Source organism: Kitasatospora sp. NPDC043950 (assembly GCF_056435345.1).
On the sequence record NZ_JBWKER010000085.1, the window covers coordinates 1 to 18,647 of the forward strand.

The following is an 18,647-nucleotide window of genomic DNA, read 5'->3' on the forward strand; positions in this document are numbered from 1 at the left end:
CCCCTATGCCCCCCTCCGGGTACCCCACCACACCCCCAGCCCCCCCCTCCCCCCCACCCCCACCCGCCCCCCCCCCCCCCCCACCCCCCCCCCCCCCCCCCACCTCCACCCCCCCCCCCCCCCCCCCCCCCCCCCCCCCGCGGGTTCCCCCCCCCCCCCCCCCCCCCCCCCCCCCGACGCGTGCTCGGGGGGTGGTGTCCGGGGGCGGTGTCCGGGGTGGTTCGCGGTCGGTGCGGGGGCGCGCCGGGGCGTTGTCAGTGGGCTGGAGTACCTTCGTGCCGTTCACCAGCACGGGGCGGGACGACGGGGGCGCACCATGGCCGACCTGATCACGGAGGAGCCGGTCGAGCTCCAGTTGGAGCGGTACCGGACGGAGCTGACGGGCTACTGCTACCGGATGCTCGGCTCGGTCTTCGAGGCCGAGGACGCGGTGCAGGAGACGATGGTCCGCGCCTGGCGCGGCCACCGCGGCTTCGAGGGCCGCGCCGCGCTGCGCTCCTGGCTGTACCGGATCGCCACCAACGTGTGCCTGGACGCGCTGAACGGCCGCAACAGCCGGGCCCGCCCGATGGACCTGGCCGGCCCGGTGACGGTGGCCACGGCGAGCGACACCCAGCTGCCCGAGGTGACGTGGATCGGCCCCGCGCCGGACGGCCGGGTGCTGCCCGAGACGGGTGACCCGGCCGAGGTGGCGGCCCAGCGCGAGTCGGTGAAGCTGGCCTTCGTCGCCGTGCTGCAGCGCCTCGCGCCCCGGCAGCGGGCCGTGCTGATCCTGCGCGAGGTGCTCGGCTGGAAGGCCGCCGAGGTGGCCGAACTGCTCGGCGTCACGGTGGCCTCGGTGAACAGCGCGCTGCAGCGGGCGCGCGCGGTGCTCGCCGGGGACGGCGCGGCCGCCCGCCCGGCCCCCGCGCTGGACGACGACCACCGCGCGCTGCTGGACCGCTACGTCCGCGCCTTCGAGGCGTACGACATGGACGGCCTCGCCGCGCTGCTGCACGAGGACGTCACGCTCAACATGCCGCCGTACGCGATGTGGCTGCGGGGGCGGGGCGAGATCCGGGCCTGGATGCTCGGCCCGGGCCACGGCTGCCGCGGCTCCCGGCTGGTCCCGGTGACGGCCAACGGCGCTCCGGCCTTCGCCCAGTACCGGCCGAGCCCGGCGGGCGGGCACGAGCCGTGGGCGCTGATCGTGCTGGAGGTGTCAGCGGGCCGGATCACCGGGTTCACCAACTTCCTGGACACCGACGTGCTCTTCCCGCTGTTCGGCCTCCCGCCCCGGCTGGCCGCCGACTAGGCCCTGTCCGGCCGCCGGAGGTCGAGGGGGTCCACGCCCCCCGGCAGCAGGGCCGCGAGCCCGCTGAACGCGAGCAGCTCCCGCAGCGGGCCGCTCGCGTTCACCAGCACCACGCCCACCCCGTGCCGCGCGGCGGCGAGCCGCAGCCGGGCGAGGGCGTCGACGACGGCCAGGTCGGGCGCGGTCAGCGCGTCCAGGTCGCAGGTCAGGGCGGGGGCGGGCGGGGGCTTCGGCGTGGTGTCCATACTGCTTGGACCGGCCCGGCGGCCCGGGCTCATCGGCTCCGGCGGAACTTCTCGGAACTTCCCGGAGCTCGACAGAACTCCGCAGAACTTCTCGAAAGAATTTCCGCGTGGAGCGATGAGTTTCGGTCGCGCCCTCGGTCTACTCCTGTGAAAGCGCCACCGTGGCGCCGCGATCACGAAGGACGACACCATGACCGAGAACCTGGGCGAGCTGACCATCACCCGCGAGCTGCCGGCCACCCCGGACGCCGTCTTCCGCGCCTACGTCGAGCCCGAGCAGTTCGTCCGCTTCTGGGGCCCGGTCGGCACCCACGTCGAGCTGGACACCGTGACCATCGAGCCGCGGGTGGGCGGGCGCTACGACAGCACCATGACCATCGACGCGACCGGCGACGCGTACCCGATGTGCGCCAAGATCACCGAGATCCGCCCGGGCGAGCTGATCGCCCTGGTCGAGGAGAGCGTGGGCCTGCGCTCCACGATGACCTTCAAGGACCTCGGCGACGGCCGCACCGAGGTGGTCCTGCACCAGACCGAGGTGCCGGCGATGTACTGCGGTCCGGAGGCCCGGGCGGGCCTCAACTCCAGCTTCGACCGCCTGGTCGAGCACCTCGCCGCCCAGCGCTGAACTGACGGTCCCGGGCGGGTCGGTGGCAGAGTGGGCGGTGCAGAACCACCGTGCCCCAGGAGGATCGCAGTGACGGCTGAGCCCTTGAAGTCCCGCGAGGAATGGTTGGCGTCCCTGCCCAGGATCTACGCGGCGGCGGGCTGCCTGCTGCGGGACGAGTCCGGCCGGATCCTGATCGTGAAGGCCGGGTACCGCGAGCACTGGCAGTTCCCGGGCGGCACGATCGACCTCGGCGAGGGCCCGGTGGAGTGCGCCTCGCGGGAGCTGCTGGAGGAGACCGGCATCGTCAGGGCGACCGGGGAGCTACTGGCCATCTCCTGGACCCACCCCTCGTCCGAACTCGACCACCCGGCGCAGCATTTGATGTTCGACTTCGGCACCGTCCCGGACGGCACCCCCGTGACCGTCCCGGCCGGCGAACTGGACCGGCACCAGTGGGCCACCGTCGAGGAGGCGCTGGAACTCCTCGGCCCGGCCCGCTCGCTCCGGCTGCGGGCGGCGCTGGAGTCGGCCGCCGACGGCCGGGTGCGGATCGTTACCACGCCCGTCTCCGGCTTCTGAGTCCCGCCCGAGCCCAACCGACCGGCCCCGGGCGGGAGTTCCGCCCGGGGCCGGGCCCCGTCTCACGCCTGCTCGGCGTTCCGGGCGGCGATGATGGCCTTGACGGCCTCGGAGGTGAAGGTCTCCGCCTCGGACTTCTCGACGCCGAGGCCGGCGAGCACGCCCGAGCCGTTCTCCAGCTCCAGCAGGGCGAGCAGGATGTGCTCGGTGCCGACGAAGTTGTGCCCGAGCTTCAGCGCCTCACGGAAGGTCAGTTCCAGCGCCTTCTTGCCCTGCGCGTCGTACGGGATCAGCGCGGGCACCTGCTCGGCGGCGGCCGGCAGGACGGCGGCGGTCGCCTCCCGGACGGCCTCCGGGGTGACGCCCTGGGCGGCGAGCGCCTTGAGCCCGATGCCCTCCGGTTCGGCGAGCAGGCCGAGCAGGAGGTGTTCGGCGGTGATCTCGGCGTTGCCGGCCGCCCTGGCCTCCTCCTGCGAGGCCATCACGACGCTCCGGGCCCGGTCGGTGAACCGGGCGAAGCCCTGGCTGGGGTCGAGGTCGGCGGGGGTGCCCGGGTCCTTGGGGACGAACCGCTTCTGGGCGGCCTGCTTGCTGACGCCCATGCTGCGGCCGATGTCGGTCCAGGAGGCGCCGGAGCGGCGGGCCTGGTCGACGAAGTGGCCGATCAGGTGGTCGGCGAGGTCGCCGAGGTGGTCGGCGGCGATGACCGCGTCGGACAACTGGTCGAGCGCGTCGGGGTGGACCTTCTTGATCGCGGCGATCAGGTCGTCGAGGCGCAGCGGAGTGGTGTTGGGAACGACGGGATTCTCCATGCGTCAACCGTAGGTTGTCGATCCTGGGCCGTCAACCATCGGTTGACGATACGCGCGAGTAGTCTTCGGCGGCCCCTGCGGGACGGGAGGCGTCCGATGGGCGGGTCGAGGATCCCGGCCCTGCCCGAGGCCGGGCTGTCTCGCGAACTCAAGCTCCAGGTCGTCGAGTTGCAGGAGCCGGCCTGGCCCGGTGGCCGCTACGCGGCGGGCAGCAGCCGGGCCCGGACGGCGGCGACCTCGGCGGGGGTGGCCCCGGCGGCGAGCAGGTAGCCCGCCGGGTCGAGGCCCTCCAGCGCGCCCGCGAGGACGGCTTCGGCGGTGGTGCCGGCCTCGGCGAGCACCGCGTCGATCCGGTGGTACTGGTCCGGCAGGCCCAGCATCCCGTACAGCGGGCGGACGTTGGGGCCGCTGAGCTGGTAGTCCTCGACGATCGCGGCCCGTTCGACGCCGGCCAGGGCGAGCAGCAGCAGGGCCGCCAGGCCGGTGCGGTCGCGGCCGGCGCCGCAGTGCACGACCAGGCCGCCGGGGCGGGCGCCGGCGATGGCGGCGATCAGTGCGGCGGCGGCGTGCGGGCAGTGGTCCAGGTAGGGGCGGAGCGCGAGCGGGGTGCCGTCCAGCCGGTCGTAGGCCTCCCACCAGGCGGGGCCGGCGAGTTCGTCCAGCGGGACGCGGATCAGCTCGACGCCCTCGGGGAGCGGGAGGAGCGGCTTGTACTCCTCGGCGTTGCGCAGGTCGACCACGGTGCGGACACCGTGGTCGAGGAGGGCGTCCCAGCCCTCGGCGGTGAGGCGGTCCAGGTTGTCCGCCCGGACTATCGCCCCGCGGGCGGTCGGCCGGCCGGAGGCGGTGGGCAGTCCGCCCAGGTCGCGGACGTTCAGGCAGCCGTCCCACACGAGGGTGCGGTCCTCGGTGGTGGTCAGCGCGTGCGTCCGGCTCATGGGGGCCCCGTTTCCTCGACCGGGGGTCCCGTTACCCCCTCGTTATGAAGGACTCCCGGGAGATCCGGATGGTTCCGTGCTGTTCGGATCGCCGACACCCGGCGTTGGGGCCGGTTCGGGCGCCGTCCGGGGGCGGTGATGCTCCCCCGGGCGGCAGGTGGACGGCAGGCGGTGTCAGACGGCGGTCGGGGCTTCGGTCTCGGCCGCGACCAGCTTCTCCATCGGATCGGCCGCGATCCGACCGAGCATCGCGCCGGCCGCGATCGCGCCGATCATGAACACGGTGGACAGCCAGGCCATGGTCGCCACCGGCAGGGTGAAGGCGCCGACCACCCGGGCGACGCACTCGGCCAGCAGCGCGGTGCCCCAGGCACCCGCGAACACCCGCTCGTGGCGCTGGAAGGCCCGGGAGCCGGCCGCCCGGCCCTCGACCAGCCGCTGCCAGGCGGCGGCCCGGTCGCGCTTGCCCTTGGTGAGGAAGGGCATCAGCACCGGGGTCATCACCGACCGGCCGACCAGCGCCGAGAACAGGATGGCCAGCGCCACGGTGCCGCTCAGCCCGCCGTCCTTGGCGATCATCAGTCGGGCGTCGCCGGTGACGAAGGTGAGCGCCAGGCCCGCCAGGTTCACGGTCAGCATCAGCGCGGCCCACAGGTTGAGCCTGCGCTCGCGCAGCAGGCCGAGCACGGTCCGGGCGGCCGGGATGGCGCTGCTCCACGCCAGCGCGGCGAACACGCTCAGGCCGCCGGCCGAGTGCAGCAGGTAGTAGCCGGCCAGCGGGGCGACCACGTCGATGGCGAGCGGGCGGAGCCCGGAGGCCGACGGGTTCGGGGTCGTGTCGGTCCCGGTGGTGGCGGCGGTGGCGGTGGTGACGGTTCGGCTCACGGCGGGTTCCTTCCCTGCTGGTGGCCGCGGGCCGCTGCCCGCGTCGTGCCTCCAGTGTTTCCGTCCGACCCTCCGTCAGAGCAGTGCCGTCCGTTGCGGGATCCGCGTGACAGCTGTCATGGTGCGGGCCGTGACAGCCGCTCCGACCTGCGACTTCTCCCGGCTCGCGGGGTCGCGTTCGCCCGGATGGCCCATGATGTGGCGGGTGCAGAGTGCAGAGCGCCCCGGAGCGGGCACCGGCAGCCCCGTCGGCCGGTCCGGACCAGTCCCTTCCGCCGGCCCGCCAGCGGGCCGGGCCCCCTCTCCCGCCGATCTGACCGAGGCCGTCCGGGCCGCCCAGGTCGGGGACGAGGAGGCGTTCCGGTTGCTGTTCCGGACCGTCCAGCCGGGCCTGCTGCGCTACCTGCGGGTCCTGGTCGGCGGTCGCCCCGAGGACGCCCAGGACGCCGAGGACATCGCCTCCGAGACCTGGCTTCAGATCGCCCGCGACCTGGGCGGCTTCTCCGGTGACGGGGACGGCTTCCGCGGCTGGGCCGCCACCGTCGCGCGCCACCGCGCGCTCGACCACCTGCGCGCCCGGCGCCGCCGCCCGGTCGCCGACCTGCCCTTCGAGTACCTGGCCGGGCTGGCCGCCGGGGACGACACCGCGGGCGCCGCGCTGGCCACCGTCGGCACCGCCGACGCGCTGGCGCTGATCTCCCGGCTGCCGCGCGACCAGGCCGAGGCCGTCCTGCTGCGGGTGGTCATGGAGCTGGACGCCGAGAGCGCCGCCCGGGTGCTCGGCAAGCGGGCCGGCAGCGTCCGGATGGCCGCCCACCGGGGGCTGCGGAAACTGGCCACGCTGCTGGAGCAGTCCTTCGCGGCCGGGGTCGGGATCCCCGCCGCGCGCGAGGCCGAACCGGCGGTGCGGCGGCCCGGCCGGACCGGCCGGCGCCGTACCGAGGAACCCGTCGAGGAACCCGTCGAGGAAACCGCGGGGAAGGCGGCCGGGAAGCCCACGGGGAAACCTGCGGGAAAGCCTGCGGGAAAAAGTTCTCCGCAAGGTGTGACAGAACGCCGGGCCGCGACGCTGAAGGACATGAGATGAGCACCAACCGATCCCGTCGGATCGACCGTGACGCTGCCGAGCATCTGCTCGGCGGTGCCGTGGGCGGCCCGCCGGCCGGGCAGGACGCCTCGCTCACCGGACCGGACGGCGGTCCCGGGCCGCTCGCCCGGATCCTCGCCGCGGCCGCCGCCCCGGCGACGGCCGACGAACTGGCCGGGGAGCAGGCCGCCCTGACCGCGTTCCGGGAGGCGCGTCTCACGTCCGACCCCGTAGTGACCACACCCGTCCGGAGACGATCGATGGCAACCGCCGCGTTGGCCAGGGCCTTCAGCACGAAGGCCACTGCCGCCGTGCTCGGCGCCACCGCGCTGTGCGGGGTCGCGGTCGCCGCCGGCACCGGCAACCTGCCGTCCCCGCTGGGCGGCGGGTCCGGCGCGCCCGAGCACGCGCTCGCCGCCGCGGGCGGGCCCTCCGGCAGTGCGCCCGGCACCGCGTCCACCGATGCGTCGGCCGATGCGTCGGCCGGTTCGTCCGCCACCTCGCCCGACAGTGCCGCGCCCGGCACCCCGTCCGTCCGCCCGTCCGGCGGCGGCTCCGCCTCGGGCGGTCCGCAGCTGGTCGGACCGTCCACCGCCCCGAAGCCCGGCACCCCCTCCGCCGATACCGACGGCGACGGCGACGTCGAGGGGCACGGCGCCCGGCCGCTCGCGCCCGGACTGGTCGCCCTCTGCCACGGCTTCGCCGACTGGTCGGGCCGGGGCGAGCGCTCACCGGCCACCGAGCCGCGGTTCGGCCCGCTGGTCACGGCGGCCGGCGGGGCGGAGAAGGTGGCGGACTACTGCGCGGAGGTGCTCGGCGACGAGGACGACGACCATCCAGGTGCCGCCGCGAAGCCCCACGACCCCGGCCGGACCACCCCCGGCTCCGGTGCGGGCGCGGGCAAGGGGAACACCGAGGACGGCCGGGGCAACGGCCAGGACAAGAACAAGGACAAGGACAAGGGCAACGGCCAGGACAAGGGCCAGGACAAGGGCAACGGCGGCAACGGGGCCAGGCCCGGCCGGTCCGGCGTGACCGTCCCGGCGCCGCCGGCCGCGCCGCCCCTGCCCGACGTCCGTCCGAGCAGGACCGACCGTTCCGACGACAGCCAGTCGGGCCGGAGGTAACCCAGGAACTCCGGGTGGGCGGCGAGCGACTCCCCCCGGGCTCGCCGCCCACCCGGACCGCACCACCCGCAGTACCCGCAGGACCGCACCACCGGCAGGACCGCACCACCCGCAGGACCGCTCGTCAGTACCACCCGAAGACCCCGGGTGGCCGGTCGGCTCCCCGTGCCGTCCGGCCGCCCGGCCCCGGCCGGCCCGGCAGGCGCCCACCCCGGACGCGCCGTCGGCCCGGTCGGCCTGGAACGTGCGGCCCGCCCTCCCGCAGTCAGGGCGGGTCGCACCCCCGCGCCGGCGGCCGGGGGACCGCTGCCCGGTCCCCCGACCGCCTCCCCGCCCCAGGCGGTGCGGTCCGGCGGTGCGGCTATCGTGCACAGGTGCACGAGGCGGCCCGGAACACCGGGCACGGCACGTGAGGGGAGTTCCAGGTGATCGGACGGGCGCTGAACGGGCGTTACGAACTCGTCGAGATACTCGGCGTCGGCGGCATGGCCACCGTCTGGCGCGGGCTGGACCACGTGCTGGGCCGCCAGGTGGCCGTCAAGGTCCTCAACGGGGGACTCGCCGACGACCCCCGCTTCGCCGAGCGGTTCAGCCGCGAGGCGCAGCACGCGGCCATGCTGGTGCACCCGAGGATCGTCATGGTCTTCGACTCGGGCGTCGACCAGGGCACGCCGTTCATCGTCATGGAGCTCGTCCACGGCCGTTCGCTCGCCGCCGTGCTGGTGCAGCAGCCGGGCCTGCCGGTGGAACGCGCCGTCGGCATCGCGGCGGCGGTCTGCGAGGCGCTGGCCGTCGCGCACGCGGCCGGGCTGGTCCACCGGGACATCAAGCCCGGAAACATCATGATCACCGACGACGGCGGGGTGAAGGTCGTCGACTTCGGCATCGCCCGGGCCGGTTCGTCCAGCAACCTGACCCAGACGGCGAGCGTGCTCGGTACGGCCGCCTACCTGTCGCCCGAGCAGGCCACCGCCTCGCCCCTGGACGGCCGCACCGACCTCTACGCAGTCGGTTGCGTGCTCACCGAAATGCTCACCGGCGAGACCCCGTTCACCGCCGAGACCCCGGTGGCGATCGCCTTCAAGCACGTCAGCGAGCAGCCCCTGCCGCCGTCCTACCGCCGCCCCGGCCTGCCGCCCGCGCTGGACGCGGCCGTGCTGCGCCTGCTCGCCAAGAACCCCGCCGACCGGCCGGCGGACGCCGTCGCGGCGCGGGCCGAACTCCTCTCCACCATCCCCGGGTTGGCGGTCGGCGACCCGACGGCGGAACTCCTCGCCACCGCCGCCGCCACCCAACTGCTGCCGCCCGTAAGGCCGGTGAACCCCAACCAGCAGCACACCACCCTGCTCCCGCCGCAGGCCCCGGCCGCCACCTCGCTGATGGCACCCGTCCCGCAGGCCCCGCCGGCCACTTCGCTGATGGCGCCCGTCCGGCAGGGCCCGCCCGCGCCCGCCGGCCGCACTCGCCGCCGCGGCAGGCCCCTCGTCCTCGGCGCACTGGGCGTGGCCGCACTCGCCGGCGTCACCGCCCTGGCCGTCGCCGCCCTGGACGAGCCCGCCGGCAACGCCGCCGCCCCCGCTCCCACCAAGCCGCCGGCGGCCACCGCCCCCAGCACCCCGGCTGCCGCGCCCAGCACCCCGGCCCGCGCGTCCACCCCCGCGGCGACCCCGACGCCCACCACCGCGGCCCCCACCACCCCGGCCGGCCTCCCCACGGCCCCCAACCCGGCCGTCCCCCGCAACCAGGGGCCGGCCCTCCAGCTCAACGCCTTCCGCCAGGCCGTCGTCCAGACCCAGGTCGGGGGCAAGGAGCACGACCGCCAGGCGGAGCTGCTGCGCATCCTCGACGACGCCTCCGCCCGCCTCAACGAGGGCAATCCGGACGACGCGGCCCAGGAGCTCAAGGACGCCCAGAAGGTGATCCGCGACCTGGCCAAGAAGCACGCCATCGACGGCCCCACCAACGCCAACTGGAACGCCCGCCTCGGCGCCCTGCTGATCACCCTGCACGCCACGGCCGCCGACAACCAGGACTGGTGACCGCGGGGCCTCAGGTCCGGTCCGACGGTGGCGCGGCGGTTCAGCGCGCGGCTGCGGGCCGCTCGGCCGCCCAGGCGAACCCGTCCGGGTCGGTGAAGGTTCCGGCGGTGCCGCCGATCACGAGCCGGTGCGATCCGCTGCCGTCGGGGGAGACGCCGGCGTCCTTGGCGAGGGCCCGGCGCTTGTACAGCGCGAGCTTGACCGGGCTCGACCCGGTGGCGAACTCGACGTACACCGGCCCGAAGCTCTTCGCCACGGTGAGGCCGCGGTCGACGTAGAACCGCTTGCTCGCGGAGACGTCCGCGACTCCCAGCAGGAGCACGAGCTGGTCGATCTGTCGGGTGGCCGGGCCGGTGTCCTTCTTCGCGGAGGTCGCGATCTTCCAGATCGTCCCGTCCGGGGCCTGGACGACGCCGCCGTAGCCCCAGAGCGACTTCGCGGCGGGTTTGAGGGCGGTGGCGCCGGCGTCGAGGGCGGTGTCGACGAAGCCGTTGACGGTGGCGGGCCGGGACACCGTGAGCGACAGCGTGAACCCGCGGAAGCCGGTGGTCGGTTCCTGCGAGGCCCGCAGGCGCAGCTGCGTGTCCAGGCCGAAGGCGGTGGTGTAGAAGCTGCGGGCGGCCGTGGGGTCGGCCACGTCGAGGATGAGGGAGTCGATGGAAGTCATGTCCTCCACGCTAGGTGCGGCCCGGCGGCCGGGGCTTCTCGAATTCTGACCGGTCCGGCGGCCCGTCGCGCGCGGCGCCGGTAGTCGTCGGGCGGCATGCCGACCAGTTCGGTGAAGCGGGTGCGGAAGGCGTCCGGCGAGGTGCAGCCGACCGCGCGGCGGACCGCGGTGACGCCGAGGCCGCCGCAGCGCAGGAACGCGGCCGCGCGCTCGACACGGCGCGCCGTCAGGTAGCCGTACGGCGAGTCGCCGTAGGCCAGCCGGAACTCGCGGCTGAGCTGCCCGGCCGCCAGGCCGGCGTCGCGCGCGAGCGCCAGGACGTCCAGTGGCCGCGCGTACTCGCGGTCGATCCGGTCCCGGACGCGGCGCAGCCGCGCGAGGTCTTTCAGGCGCTGCGCCGCCGCGCGGGCGCTGGCCCACGAGGGGTGACACACGGGAGGACTCCTCTCACCGGGCCCGACTCCGGCCGTCGCGGCCGTGGCGGCCGTGGCGGCCGTGGCGGCCGTCAGGGACCGCGCCGCCCGCACGGTCGGCGCTCGGCCGGTCGGCTCAGCGCAGCTCCTGGATGCGGATCAGGTTGCCGGCGGGGTCGCGGAAGGCGCAGTCGCGCATGCCGTACGGCTGCTCGGTCGGCTCCTGGACGACCTCGGCGCCGCCGGCCTGCACCGCCCGGAAGGTGCCGTCGAGGTCCCGGGTGGCCAGCAGGATCCAGCCGTAGGTGCCCTTGGCCATCATCTCGGCGATGGTGCGGCGCTCGTCCTCGGTGACCCCGGGGTCGACGGCCGGCGGCGCCAGGAGGATGGAGGTGTCGGGCCGGTCGGCGGGGCCGACGGTGATCCAGCGCATCTTGCCCTGCCCGACGTCGCCGCGGACCTCGAAGCCGAGGACGTCGCGGTAGAAGACCAGGGACGCGTCCGGGTCGTCGTGCGGGAGGACGCTGGTGTGAATGGTGATGTCCATGGCGCCGATGCTAGGTGTGGCCGCGCGGGCGTGCTTCTCGAATCCTGACCGATCGGGCGTGGCCGTCCACAGCCTGTGGACAACGTCACGGCTTGCGGTGGCTACGGGTCTCGACGTTCGCCCGGATCGCCCGCGACAGCGTCCCCGCCGCCGTGGCGAGGAAGACGAACGTGTACCCGATCTGCAGGATCACCACGAGGCGAGGGGCCTGACCGGTCGGGGTGATGTCGCCGTAGCCGACGGTGGCCAGGGTGACGACGGTGAAGTACAGGGCGTCGAGCCGGGTGACCAGCCCCTCGAAATCGCCCGGACGGGCGGCCATGACGTAGTAGGTCGCGGAGAAGATGGTCATCGCGAGGAAGATCAGGAACGACAGCCAGACCACCGGGCGCTTCGCGTCGCCCCGCAGCACGGCGGTGGTCTTCGCCAGCAGCAGGCCGCTCAGGCCGACCAGCGCGGCGGCGAACACGAGCCAGCTGAGGACGGGGTGCTGGTAGCCGAGCAGGCGCAGGGGGAGGGCCCAGTACGCGAGGATCAGCGCGGTGCAGGCGCTCAGCAGCCAGAGCGCGGACCGCGGGTCGACCCGGCCCTGCGGTGGTGGTGGCTGGCTTCCGGACATCGCGTCCAGCCTGCGGCCGCGCCGGGCCGGCCGCGTCCCGGGCTGGGCCGTTCGGGCCGGACCGTCCGCCGCCGTTCCACCGGCCGTAGCACCGGCCCCCGCTGACCGCCCCTCAGGCGGAGGCCGGGGTTCCTCCGTCCGGTCGGCCGGGTTCGTCCAGCAGCTCCAGCAGGGCCAGGACGGCGACCAGCGCGAGTGCCAGGCAGAGCGTCACCAGCACCGTCGGATAGCTCCACAGCACGAACGCCAGCGCCGCGCCCGCGACCGCCGCCCAGCCCAGCCAGGCCTTCCAGCGGTGGACGAACCGCCCGACCGGCCCGAGCCGCAGCCCGGCCCGTTCGGCGGTGCTCCGGGCCGCGCCGAGCCCGGCGTGCCAGCCGCTGCGCGCGGTGCGGGCCCAGCGACCGCCGCCGCTGATCCAGGCGCCGAGCGCGACGACCAGGCCGAGCGCGATCACCACCCGGACGGCGGAGCGCAGGTAGCGCACCAGCGCGTCGTACACCGCCTGGGCGGCCGCCTGGTCCACCCCGGCGGGGAGCCCGTCCAGGTAGACGGCTCGGAACACGCTCAGCCCGATGCCCAGCAGCAGCGCCCCGGCGGCCATCCCCAGCGCCGCCGTGACCGCCGCCCGGCGCCGCCGGACCGCGAGCAGCACCCCGCCGACCGCGCAGACCAGCGTGAGCACCGGCATCCAGAAGCCGGCCAGGTCCAACAGCCGCAGGCCGGTGCGGACCTTGGGGATGGCGTCGGACTGCACCAGCGTGAACGAGGTGTGGATCTCCGGGATCCTCGCGGCCGGCGCGAGCCCGTTGTCGACCAGCGCGGTCTTCACCCGGGCGATCACCGGGGCGAGGTCGAGCACCACGGTGTCGTTCCTGACCTCGACGGCGCCGCCGCCCTGCCCGGTCAGCATCCGGTCGATCGCGGTGTGCGCCTGCCGGTTGACGTCCGTCCAGAGGGTGGCGAAGGCGTCGCTGTCCACCACCCGCTGGACCTGGTCGCGGACGAAGCCGGTGAGCCCGTCGGTGAGGGCCTGGCCGATGCCGTTCAGCAGCGCGCCGAGCTTGGGCCGGTCGTCGGGGGCGATGTTGTCGAGCAGCGAGTCGACCGGGATCCGCGCCACGACCTCGTCGGTGACCCGGTTGGTGACGGCCGCCCTGACGGCCGGGTCCCGGGCCAGCGGCGCCATGGTCGCGACGTACCGGTCGGTGTCGCCGATCTCCGACCTCGCCCACACCGCGACGGCGCTCAGCGGGGTCAGCACGCAGGCCAGCAGGATCAGCAGGACGGCGACGAGGGAGCGCACCCGGTGGCGGTCCGGGCGGGTCGCCAACTGCCGGGTGAGCTGCGCCTGGTGGGCCTCGGCGGCGCTCAGGCGGGCCCGCAGGTCGGCCAGCTCGTCGGGCGACCCGGCGGGCGGTTCACCCGGGGGTCCGGCGGGGGGTCCGCCTGGCGGTCCGGCGGGTGTTCCGGCGGGCGGCTCGTCGCCCGGCTCGTCGGTGGGCATGCCGCGACTCCGTTCCTCCGTTGGGTGCATACCAGGAGATAACGGATCAGATCGGACGGCCAGCCGGGAGGGCCGTGAGCAGCCCGGATGCAGCAGAAGCCCCCGGCACCGTCATCGGACGGTACCGGGGGCTTCCGGAGGAGAGCGGGACTCAGACGGCCGTCTCGGGCCGCTTCGTCTCGGTGGCCTTGGTCACGTTGGTCGGCGTGACGGCCGGCGGGGTCGTGGCGGCCGGCTGCGGGGCGGCGGTGCTCTGCGGGGCGGCGGTGCTCTGCGCGGTGCCGGCGCTCTGCGCGGCGTCCGCCGGGGCTTCGTCCTCGCGCAGCGCCTTCGTCTCCGCCTTCAGGATGCGCATCGACTTGCCGAGGCCGCGGGCCATCTCCGGCAGCTTCTTCGACCCGAACAGCAGGATGACGATCGCCAGCACCACCAGGAGGTGCCAGGGCTCAAGACCGTTCCGCAGCATCCCTGGCCACCGGTCCCTTCTTGTCTAGAGTCAAGGGTGGGCGAGCGCCCGTGCTGGCCAGTATGCCTGGCGACGACGGCGAACGGATACACCGGCCGGGAAACGCTGGCCAAAAAGCAGGTGCCGTTCGAGCGGAACGCGAGCGCCCGCGGCGGCGGCCGGAGCCGGCCCGGTCCGGCTCGCGCACCCGTGACCAGCCCGCACGGCACCGCACCGCGCAGCACCTGCCTCTCCGACCCCTCCAGCCCCTTCGGTTCCGTCGCCGGGGTCCGCAGCCGGCAACCGCCCGATCGGCGGCGGCTCAGTACACGAAGGGCACGAGTCGCTTCGACGTCCGCCGGTATTCCGCGTACTCCGGCCCGAAGGCGGCCAGCAGCAGCCGCTCCTCGGCGGTGATCCGCCAGCCGTACGCGCCGAGCAGCAGCGCCGGCACCAGCAGGGCCGCCGGCCAGCTGCCCAGGCCGAGCGCGTAGCCCGTCCAGACCAGCAGACTGCCGGCGTAGCCGGGGTGGCGGATCTGCCGGTACGGGCCGCTGCGGACGACGCGCTGGGTGTCCACGGTGCGCAGGGTGCGGGTGTAGTAGCGGCCCAGGGTGCGCATGCCCCAGGCCCGCAGGGCCAGCCCGGCGGCGATCAGCGCGATCCCGAACCAGCGGGCCCAGAGCGGAAGTTCGCCGATCCCGGCGCGGCCGAACAGCACCACGACCAGCACCGCGGCGGCGTAGCAGGCGAGCAGCAGCCGGGTCGAGCCGCGGTCGCGGCCGTCCGCGCGCCAGGTGCCGGCGGCGGAGTCCTCGCGGCGGCGCAGCATCAGCTCGTAGCCGACCCAGCAGAGCATGCCGAGGAGGGAGAGCAGGGTCGTCAGGGACATGCGGCGGCTCCCGGCGGATAGGAGATGCGGGCCAAGTACCCCTTCACGGTCCTCCCCGGGGGCCGCCGACGCACGCCCCCGGGGGTGGACGCCCCGGCCTCCACCCCCAGGTGGACCGTCCGGCCCACCCGTTGACGAGGCCCGTTCGTTGCCGCCTGCGATCTGCGGCCGTGCCGCCGACCCTGGCACGCCGATGGACGTTACAACCGCTACCTTGACGCCATGGGCGAGCCAGTGATCGAGTCGATGGCCGAGGTCCGGGGCCACCTCGCGGACGTGATCGACCGGGCACGACGTGACGGAACTCCGACGATCATCACGAGGCGCGGCCGGCAGGAGGCGGTGGTGATCGACATCGCCGAGTGCTGGCGCCTGCGGGAAGTCGCCGACCAGGCCGAGGACGAGTGGCTGAACCGCCTCGCGGCCGAGGCCGAGGCCGAGGCCGAGGGCCTCGAAGGCTCCGTCTCGCTGGAGGGGATGGCCGCCCTGCTCCGCGATCACCACGGCCGAGCCTGAGGGGCTGCTCCGTGCTCACCGGGTGCTGTACACCGTCGAGGGCGGGGTGCTGATCGTCTGGGTCATGGCGGTCGGCAACCGTCGTGAGGTCTACCGGCACCGGTAGGGGCCGGTGGGAACGGCGGAGAGCCCCCGTCCGAGGGGGCGGGGGCTCTCGATGACTCGCGTGGATCGGGCCGGGTGGGTCAGGCGGTGACGGCCTCGGGGGCCGGGGCGGCGGCGGGGAGGTGGCGCATCAGGCGGTAGGCCAGCAGGGCGGTGCCGAGGGCGAAGACCAGGCCGACCACCGCGGCGACGTGCAGGCCGTCGGTGAAGGCGGCCCGGGCGGTCTCCAACAGGTCCGTGCCGATCCGGCCGGGCAGGTGGCCGGCGACGGTGACCGCGCCGCCGAGGGTGTCCTGGGCGGCCCGGGCGGCCTCGCCGTCGACGCCCATGGGAAGGGCGCCGTCCAGCTGGTGGCGGTAGACGGCGGCGCCGGCCGCGCCGAGCAGGGCGATGCCGAGCGAGCTGCCGAGTTCGACGGCGGTCTCGGAGGTGGCGGAGGCGGCCCCGGCCTGCTCGGCGGGGGCGGCGGAGACGACCATTTCGGCGGTCATGGTCATGGTGCCGACGGTGCCGGCGGCGAGGACGCCCGCCGCGACGAGGATGAGCGCCAGCGGGGAGTGCGCGCCGACCTGGGTCATCATTGCGAAGCCCGCCGCTCCGACCAGGAACCCGCCGCCCATCAGGGCCGCCGGGCGGACCTTGCCGGCCAGCGCGGAGCTGGTGCCGACGGCCGCGCCGACGCCGACGCTGGGCACCAGCGACCAGAGCGAGGCGGTGAGCGGGCTCATGCCCTTGACCAGTTGCAGGTACTGCGAGGTGAAGAGGGAGAAGCCCATCATCGCGAACATCGCGATGGTGTTGACGCTGATCGCGCCGCTGAAGGTGCGGATCCGGAACAGGCCGAGGTCGATCAGCGGGTCGGCGGCGGTGCGCTGGCGCCATACGAACGCGGCGGCCAGCAGCAGGCCGGCCGGGACGGCGAGGGCGGGCAGCGGGCTCCAGCCGTCCACGGCGAGGGTCTTGACGCCGTAGACCAGCGGCAGGATCGCGGCCATCGAGAGCGCGGCGCCTGGCAGGTCGAAGCGGCCGGTGCGGGCGGTGGAGCGGTACTCGGGGAGCAGGACGGGCGCGGCGAGCAGCACCAGGGCCATCACCGGGACGGCGAGCAGGAACGCGGAGCCCCACCAGAAGTGGTCGAGCAGCAGGCCGCCGGCGACCGGGCCGAGGGTGGCGCCGGCGGTGAGGACGCCGCCCCAGGCGCCGAGGGCGATCTGCCGCTGCTTGGGGTCGTGGAACATGTTGCGGACCAGCGCGAGCGTCGAGGGCATCACGGTGGCCCCGGCGACGCCGAGCAGGGCGCGGGCGGCGATCAGCTGGCCGGCGGTGTCGGCCCGGGCGGCCAGCAGCGAGGCGCCGATGAAGCCGGCGGCGCCGATCATCAGCAGCCGGCGGCGGCCGATCCGGTCGCCCAGCGAGCCCATGGTGATGAGCAGCCCGGCGAGCAGGAACGAGTACACGTCCATGATCCACAGCTGCTGGGTGCCGCTGGGCGCCAGCGTGGTGGAGATGAAGGGGACGGCGAAGAAGAGCACGCCCATGTCCATGGCGAGGACGAGGGTCGGGAGCAGGAGGACGGCCAGGCCGATCCATTCGCGACGGCCTGCGCGGCCGGTGGTTGCGGTCATGGGGAAGACGGTACGGACGTGTCAGACGCCTGTCTAGTACGTATGTGTAAATCGCTCGTGCGAGACGTCAGTGCGAGACATTCGTGCAAGACATCTGTGCAGCCCTTCCGTAGGATTCGGGGCATGGGAAACCGCGAAGACCTGATGGCCGGCGCCAAGCGCTGCCTGTACGAGAAGGGGTACGGGCGCACCACCGCCCGTGACGTCGCGACCGCCTCGGGCGTCAGCCTGGCCGCGATCGGCTACCACTTCGGTTCGAAGGACGCGCTGCTCAACGCGGCGATGATCGAGGCGATCGGGGAGATGGGGGCGGCCCTGGGCGCGGTGGTGGACGCCGCCAACCGGGTGTCCGGCGACCCGGAGGAGCGCTTCGCCGCGGTCTGGGACGGCCTCAGGACCGTCTTCACCGAGCACCGCGGGCTCTGGGCGGCCCAGTTCGAGGCGCTCGCCCAGGCCGCGCACGCGCCCGAGCTGGCGCACGCGTTCGCGGAGGCGCAGAAGGAGGGCCGGCTCGGTCTCGCCGCGCTGTTCCAGGGGCTGCCCGAAGTGCCGGACACCGAGGAGGAGGTCGTCCGCGGCTCCTTCTACCAGACCCTGCTGGCCGGGTACGCCGCCCAGTGGCTGGCCGCCCCCGAACTGGCGCCGAACGGGCGGGACTTCCTGCGCGGGCTGCGGCTGGTCAGCGGAAGCGTGTTCGGCCCCGCGGTGCCGTCACTGCCCGCCACCGCCCGCTGACGGCGGCCGGCCGTCGCCCGTCGCCCGCTACCGCTCGCTGACCGCTGCCGCCCGCGCCGCCCCGCTAGGCGGTGACCACCGTCAGCAGCACCACCGAGTCGACGTGGGCCAGCAGCCCGTGCCGTTCCTGGGGCACCGGCTCCAGGCGTCCGACCGGCAGCTCCTGGTGCCGGCCGGCGATGGTCAGCGAGACCCGGCCGCGCAGCACCTGGACGCTGCCGGCGGTCGGCGGGGTGTGCTCGTCCAGCGAGGTGCCCGCGGTCAGCGCGATCACGGTCTGCCGCAGGACGCCGTCGTGGAGCACCAGGTGGGCGCTGCGCCCGTGCGGGCTCTCGGCCGCCCGGGCGGCGTGCTCCACGGCGAGCTGTTCGAGATCGGGCATCGCGTGTCCTCCTGACCCGGCGTGCCGGGCCGACCCCGGGCGCCCGGACCGGCGCCGTGTGCCCAGGTTCGCGGACGCGCTCGGCTCGCGCACCCGGAGCCGTTCGACGTGCAGCCCCCGGCGAGTGCCCGCATCGTGGAGGCATGGCGATCAACGAGACAGTCTCCGGTGGGTTCCAGGTCAACCGCTCGCTGCTGGCCGGCGGCGCGCTGCTCACCGGTATCGGCGCCGTGCTCGGCGTGGCTGGGGCGGCGATGGTGTGCGCGGCGCTGGCCACGGCCGGCCGCAGCTGGGTGCGCAGCCTGGAGACCGCGCCGGCCGCGTTCGCCCAGCGGGCGCTGCGCGAGGCGAAGGTGGCGTCCAGCGCGGGCTGGGAGGCCTGGCGCGCGGAGCACGGTTCGCCCAACTGAGCGCACCCGCCCAACTGAGCACGACGGCCCCGGCCGAGTGTGCCCGGCCGAGTGCGCCCGTCCGGGTGCGGGGGGGGGGGGGGGGGGGGGGGGGGGGGGGGGGGGGGGGGGGGGAGGGAAGGGGGGGGGGGGGGGGGGGGGGGGGGGGGGGAACCGCCCTGTTGGGGC

Annotated in this window: 22 protein-coding genes; 9 read left to right on the forward strand and 13 right to left on the reverse strand. The window is 75.0% G+C overall.

All coding sequences use genetic code 11. The features are described 5' to 3' along the window. Positions 1–316 precede the first annotated feature (316 nt). Entirely contained in the window at positions 317–1,294 is a 978-nt protein-coding gene (locus tag AC07BF_RS35225; RefSeq protein WP_363582448.1) for a sigma-70 family RNA polymerase sigma factor, read from the forward strand. Here AC07BF_RS35225 and AC07BF_RS35230 read toward each other — a convergent pair. Further along, complete coding sequence (locus tag AC07BF_RS35230; RefSeq protein ID WP_363617653.1) at positions 1,291–1,539, reverse strand: STAS domain-containing protein; 249 nt, start codon at positions 1,537–1,539, stop codon at positions 1,291–1,293. The genes AC07BF_RS35225 and AC07BF_RS35230 overlap by 4 nt on opposite strands. A gap of 190 nt (positions 1,540–1,729) precedes the next feature. On the opposite strand from AC07BF_RS35230, the gene AC07BF_RS35235 reads away from it, so the two are divergent. Both AC07BF_RS35235 and AC07BF_RS35240 read left to right on the forward strand, forming a co-directional pair. Continuing rightward, positions 1,730–2,167: an SRPBCC family protein gene (locus tag AC07BF_RS35235; RefSeq protein ID WP_363582444.1), complete on the forward strand. Its 438-nt coding sequence runs from the start codon at positions 1,730–1,732 to the stop codon at positions 2,165–2,167. A 69-nt stretch (positions 2,168–2,236) separates the two neighbouring features. Next, positions 2,237–2,728: an NUDIX hydrolase gene (locus AC07BF_RS35240; RefSeq protein WP_363632818.1), complete on the forward strand. Its 492-nt coding sequence runs from the start codon at positions 2,237–2,239 to the stop codon at positions 2,726–2,728. 62 nt (positions 2,729–2,790) lie between these two features. Here the strand turns inward: AC07BF_RS35240 and AC07BF_RS35245 are convergent, their stop codons facing one another. From AC07BF_RS35245 to AC07BF_RS35255, 3 genes are all read right to left on the reverse strand, one after another. Continuing rightward, the gene (locus AC07BF_RS35245; RefSeq protein ID WP_363582440.1) at positions 2,791–3,540 is read right to left on the reverse strand and encodes a Clp protease N-terminal domain-containing protein; all 750 of its coding nucleotides are present in this window, start codon (positions 3,538–3,540) and stop codon (positions 2,791–2,793) included. A 197-nt stretch (positions 3,541–3,737) separates the two neighbouring features. Further along, complete coding sequence (locus AC07BF_RS35250) at positions 3,738–4,478, reverse strand: tyrosine-protein phosphatase (protein WP_478334446.1); 741 nt, start codon at positions 4,476–4,478, stop codon at positions 3,738–3,740. 174 nt (positions 4,479–4,652) lie between these two features. After that, entirely contained in the window at positions 4,653–5,363 is a 711-nt protein-coding gene (locus tag AC07BF_RS35255) for a VC0807 family protein (protein ID WP_478334447.1), read from the reverse strand. Between the two features lie 205 nt (positions 5,364–5,568). Here AC07BF_RS35255 and AC07BF_RS35260 point away from each other — a divergent pair, with 205 nt between their 5' ends. The 3 genes from AC07BF_RS35260 (at position 5,569) to AC07BF_RS35270 (ending at position 9,616) form a co-directional block, all read left to right on the forward strand. After that, on the forward strand, positions 5,569–6,450 hold the full coding sequence (locus AC07BF_RS35260) for an RNA polymerase sigma factor (RefSeq protein ID WP_400809914.1): 882 nt from the start codon (positions 5,569–5,571) through the stop codon (positions 6,448–6,450). Next, positions 6,447–7,577 (forward strand): hypothetical protein, encoded by a 1,131-nt coding sequence (locus AC07BF_RS35265; RefSeq protein ID WP_478334448.1) that lies wholly within the window; start codon positions 6,447–6,449, stop codon positions 7,575–7,577. Before AC07BF_RS35260 ends, AC07BF_RS35265 begins: the two co-directional genes overlap by 4 nt. A gap of 425 nt (positions 7,578–8,002) precedes the next feature. Then, positions 8,003–9,616, forward strand: coding sequence for a protein kinase domain-containing protein (locus AC07BF_RS35270; protein ID WP_478334449.1), 1,614 nt, complete (start codon positions 8,003–8,005; stop codon positions 9,614–9,616). 40 nt (positions 9,617–9,656) lie between these two features. Here the strand turns inward: AC07BF_RS35270 and AC07BF_RS35275 are convergent, their stop codons facing one another. The 7 genes from AC07BF_RS35275 to AC07BF_RS35305 all read right to left on the reverse strand — a co-directional run bounded on the left by AC07BF_RS35275 (position 9,657) and on the right by AC07BF_RS35305 (position 14,706). Beyond that, positions 9,657–10,283 carry a glyoxalase gene (locus AC07BF_RS35275; protein WP_400986216.1) on the reverse strand — a complete coding sequence of 209 codons (627 nt, stop codon included), beginning with the start codon at positions 10,281–10,283 and terminating at the stop codon, positions 9,657–9,659. Beyond that, positions 10,280–10,717: an AraC family transcriptional regulator gene (locus AC07BF_RS35280; protein WP_363582428.1), complete on the reverse strand. Its 438-nt coding sequence runs from the start codon at positions 10,715–10,717 to the stop codon at positions 10,280–10,282. Before AC07BF_RS35280 ends, AC07BF_RS35275 begins: the two co-directional genes overlap by 4 nt. 115 nt (positions 10,718–10,832) lie before the next feature. Beyond that, a complete protein-coding gene (locus AC07BF_RS35285; RefSeq protein WP_363582426.1) occupies positions 10,833–11,243 on the reverse strand; it encodes a VOC family protein in 411 nt (136 codons plus the stop codon). Positions 11,244–11,328: 85 nt separating this feature from the next. Then, positions 11,329–11,862 carry a potassium channel family protein gene (locus AC07BF_RS35290; RefSeq protein WP_363582424.1) on the reverse strand — a complete coding sequence of 178 codons (534 nt, stop codon included), beginning with the start codon at positions 11,860–11,862 and terminating at the stop codon, positions 11,329–11,331. A 112-nt stretch (positions 11,863–11,974) separates the two neighbouring features. Beyond that, entirely contained in the window at positions 11,975–13,369 is a 1,395-nt protein-coding gene (locus AC07BF_RS35295) for a hypothetical protein (protein ID WP_363632807.1), read from the reverse strand. Between the two features lie 151 nt (positions 13,370–13,520). Further along, positions 13,521–13,835 (reverse strand): Sec-independent protein translocase subunit TatA, encoded by a 315-nt coding sequence (tatA, locus tag AC07BF_RS35300; RefSeq protein ID WP_363632805.1) that lies wholly within the window; start codon positions 13,833–13,835, stop codon positions 13,521–13,523. A 301-nt stretch (positions 13,836–14,136) separates the two neighbouring features. Next, positions 14,137–14,706 carry a methyltransferase family protein gene (locus AC07BF_RS35305; RefSeq protein ID WP_363582420.1) on the reverse strand — a complete coding sequence of 190 codons (570 nt, stop codon included), beginning with the start codon at positions 14,704–14,706 and terminating at the stop codon, positions 14,137–14,139. 222 nt (positions 14,707–14,928) lie between these two features. Here AC07BF_RS35305 and AC07BF_RS35310 point away from each other — a divergent pair, with 222 nt between their 5' ends. Further along, entirely contained in the window at positions 14,929–15,222 is a 294-nt protein-coding gene (locus AC07BF_RS35310) for a type II toxin-antitoxin system prevent-host-death family antitoxin (RefSeq protein WP_363582418.1), read from the forward strand. Positions 15,223–15,407: 185 nt separating this feature from the next. Here the strand turns inward: AC07BF_RS35310 and AC07BF_RS35315 are convergent, their stop codons facing one another. Beyond that, positions 15,408–16,952 carry an MFS transporter gene (locus AC07BF_RS35315; RefSeq protein WP_478334450.1) on the reverse strand — a complete coding sequence of 515 codons (1,545 nt, stop codon included), beginning with the start codon at positions 16,950–16,952 and terminating at the stop codon, positions 15,408–15,410. A gap of 123 nt (positions 16,953–17,075) precedes the next feature. Here AC07BF_RS35315 and AC07BF_RS35320 point away from each other — a divergent pair, with 123 nt between their 5' ends. After that, positions 17,076–17,687: a TetR/AcrR family transcriptional regulator gene (locus AC07BF_RS35320; protein ID WP_478334451.1), complete on the forward strand. Its 612-nt coding sequence runs from the start codon at positions 17,076–17,078 to the stop codon at positions 17,685–17,687. Positions 17,688–17,751: 64 nt separating this feature from the next. On the opposite strand, the gene AC07BF_RS35325 is transcribed toward AC07BF_RS35320, so the two are convergent. After that, on the reverse strand, positions 17,752–18,069 hold the full coding sequence (locus AC07BF_RS35325) for a cupin domain-containing protein (RefSeq protein ID WP_363582412.1): 318 nt from the start codon (positions 18,067–18,069) through the stop codon (positions 17,752–17,754). A 143-nt stretch (positions 18,070–18,212) separates the two neighbouring features. Between AC07BF_RS35325 and AC07BF_RS35330 the strand changes: the two genes are divergently transcribed. Continuing rightward, positions 18,213–18,479 carry a hypothetical protein gene (locus AC07BF_RS35330; protein WP_063348761.1) on the forward strand — a complete coding sequence of 89 codons (267 nt, stop codon included), beginning with the start codon at positions 18,213–18,215 and terminating at the stop codon, positions 18,477–18,479. The last annotated feature ends 168 nt before the right edge of the window (positions 18,480–18,647 follow it).

What these genes read in the sequence shown, in the direction of transcription:
- AC07BF_RS35225 (WP_363582448.1), top strand. Translation starts at nt 317, where the DNA reads ATGGCCGACCTGATCACGGAGGAGCCGGTCGAGCTCCAGTTGGAGCGG.
- AC07BF_RS35230 (WP_363617653.1), bottom strand. Translation starts at nt 1,539, where the DNA reads ATGGACACCACGCCGAAGCCCCCGCCCGCCCCCGCCCTGACCTGCGAC.
- AC07BF_RS35235 (WP_363582444.1), top strand. Translation starts at nt 1,730, where the DNA reads ATGACCGAGAACCTGGGCGAGCTGACCATCACCCGCGAGCTGCCGGCC.
- AC07BF_RS35245 (WP_363582440.1), bottom strand. Translation starts at nt 3,540, where the DNA reads ATGGAGAATCCCGTCGTTCCCAACACCACTCCGCTGCGCCTCGACGAC.
- AC07BF_RS35250 (WP_478334446.1), bottom strand. Translation starts at nt 4,478, where the DNA reads ATGAGCCGGACGCACGCGCTGACCACCACCGAGGACCGCACCCTCGTG.
- AC07BF_RS35265 (WP_478334448.1), top strand. Translation starts at nt 6,447, where the DNA reads ATGAGCACCAACCGATCCCGTCGGATCGACCGTGACGCTGCCGAGCAT.
- AC07BF_RS35275 (WP_400986216.1), bottom strand. Translation starts at nt 10,283, where the DNA reads ATGACTTCCATCGACTCCCTCATCCTCGACGTGGCCGACCCCACGGCC.
- AC07BF_RS35285 (WP_363582426.1), bottom strand. Translation starts at nt 11,243, where the DNA reads ATGGACATCACCATTCACACCAGCGTCCTCCCGCACGACGACCCGGAC.
- AC07BF_RS35290 (WP_363582424.1), bottom strand. Translation starts at nt 11,862, where the DNA reads ATGTCCGGAAGCCAGCCACCACCACCGCAGGGCCGGGTCGACCCGCGG.
- AC07BF_RS35295 (WP_363632807.1), bottom strand. Translation starts at nt 13,369, where the DNA reads ATGCCCACCGACGAGCCGGGCGACGAGCCGCCCGCCGGAACACCCGCC.
- tatA (WP_363632805.1), bottom strand. Translation starts at nt 13,835, where the DNA reads ATGCTGCGGAACGGTCTTGAGCCCTGGCACCTCCTGGTGGTGCTGGCG.
- AC07BF_RS35305 (WP_363582420.1), bottom strand. Translation starts at nt 14,706, where the DNA reads ATGTCCCTGACGACCCTGCTCTCCCTCCTCGGCATGCTCTGCTGGGTC.
- AC07BF_RS35310 (WP_363582418.1), top strand. Translation starts at nt 14,929, where the DNA reads ATGGGCGAGCCAGTGATCGAGTCGATGGCCGAGGTCCGGGGCCACCTC.
- AC07BF_RS35315 (WP_478334450.1), bottom strand. Translation starts at nt 16,952, where the DNA reads ATGACCGCAACCACCGGCCGCGCAGGCCGTCGCGAATGGATCGGCCTG.
- AC07BF_RS35320 (WP_478334451.1), top strand. Translation starts at nt 17,076, where the DNA reads ATGGGAAACCGCGAAGACCTGATGGCCGGCGCCAAGCGCTGCCTGTAC.
- AC07BF_RS35325 (WP_363582412.1), bottom strand. Translation starts at nt 18,069, where the DNA reads ATGCCCGATCTCGAACAGCTCGCCGTGGAGCACGCCGCCCGGGCGGCC.
- AC07BF_RS35330 (WP_063348761.1), top strand. Translation starts at nt 18,213, where the DNA reads ATGGCGATCAACGAGACAGTCTCCGGTGGGTTCCAGGTCAACCGCTCG.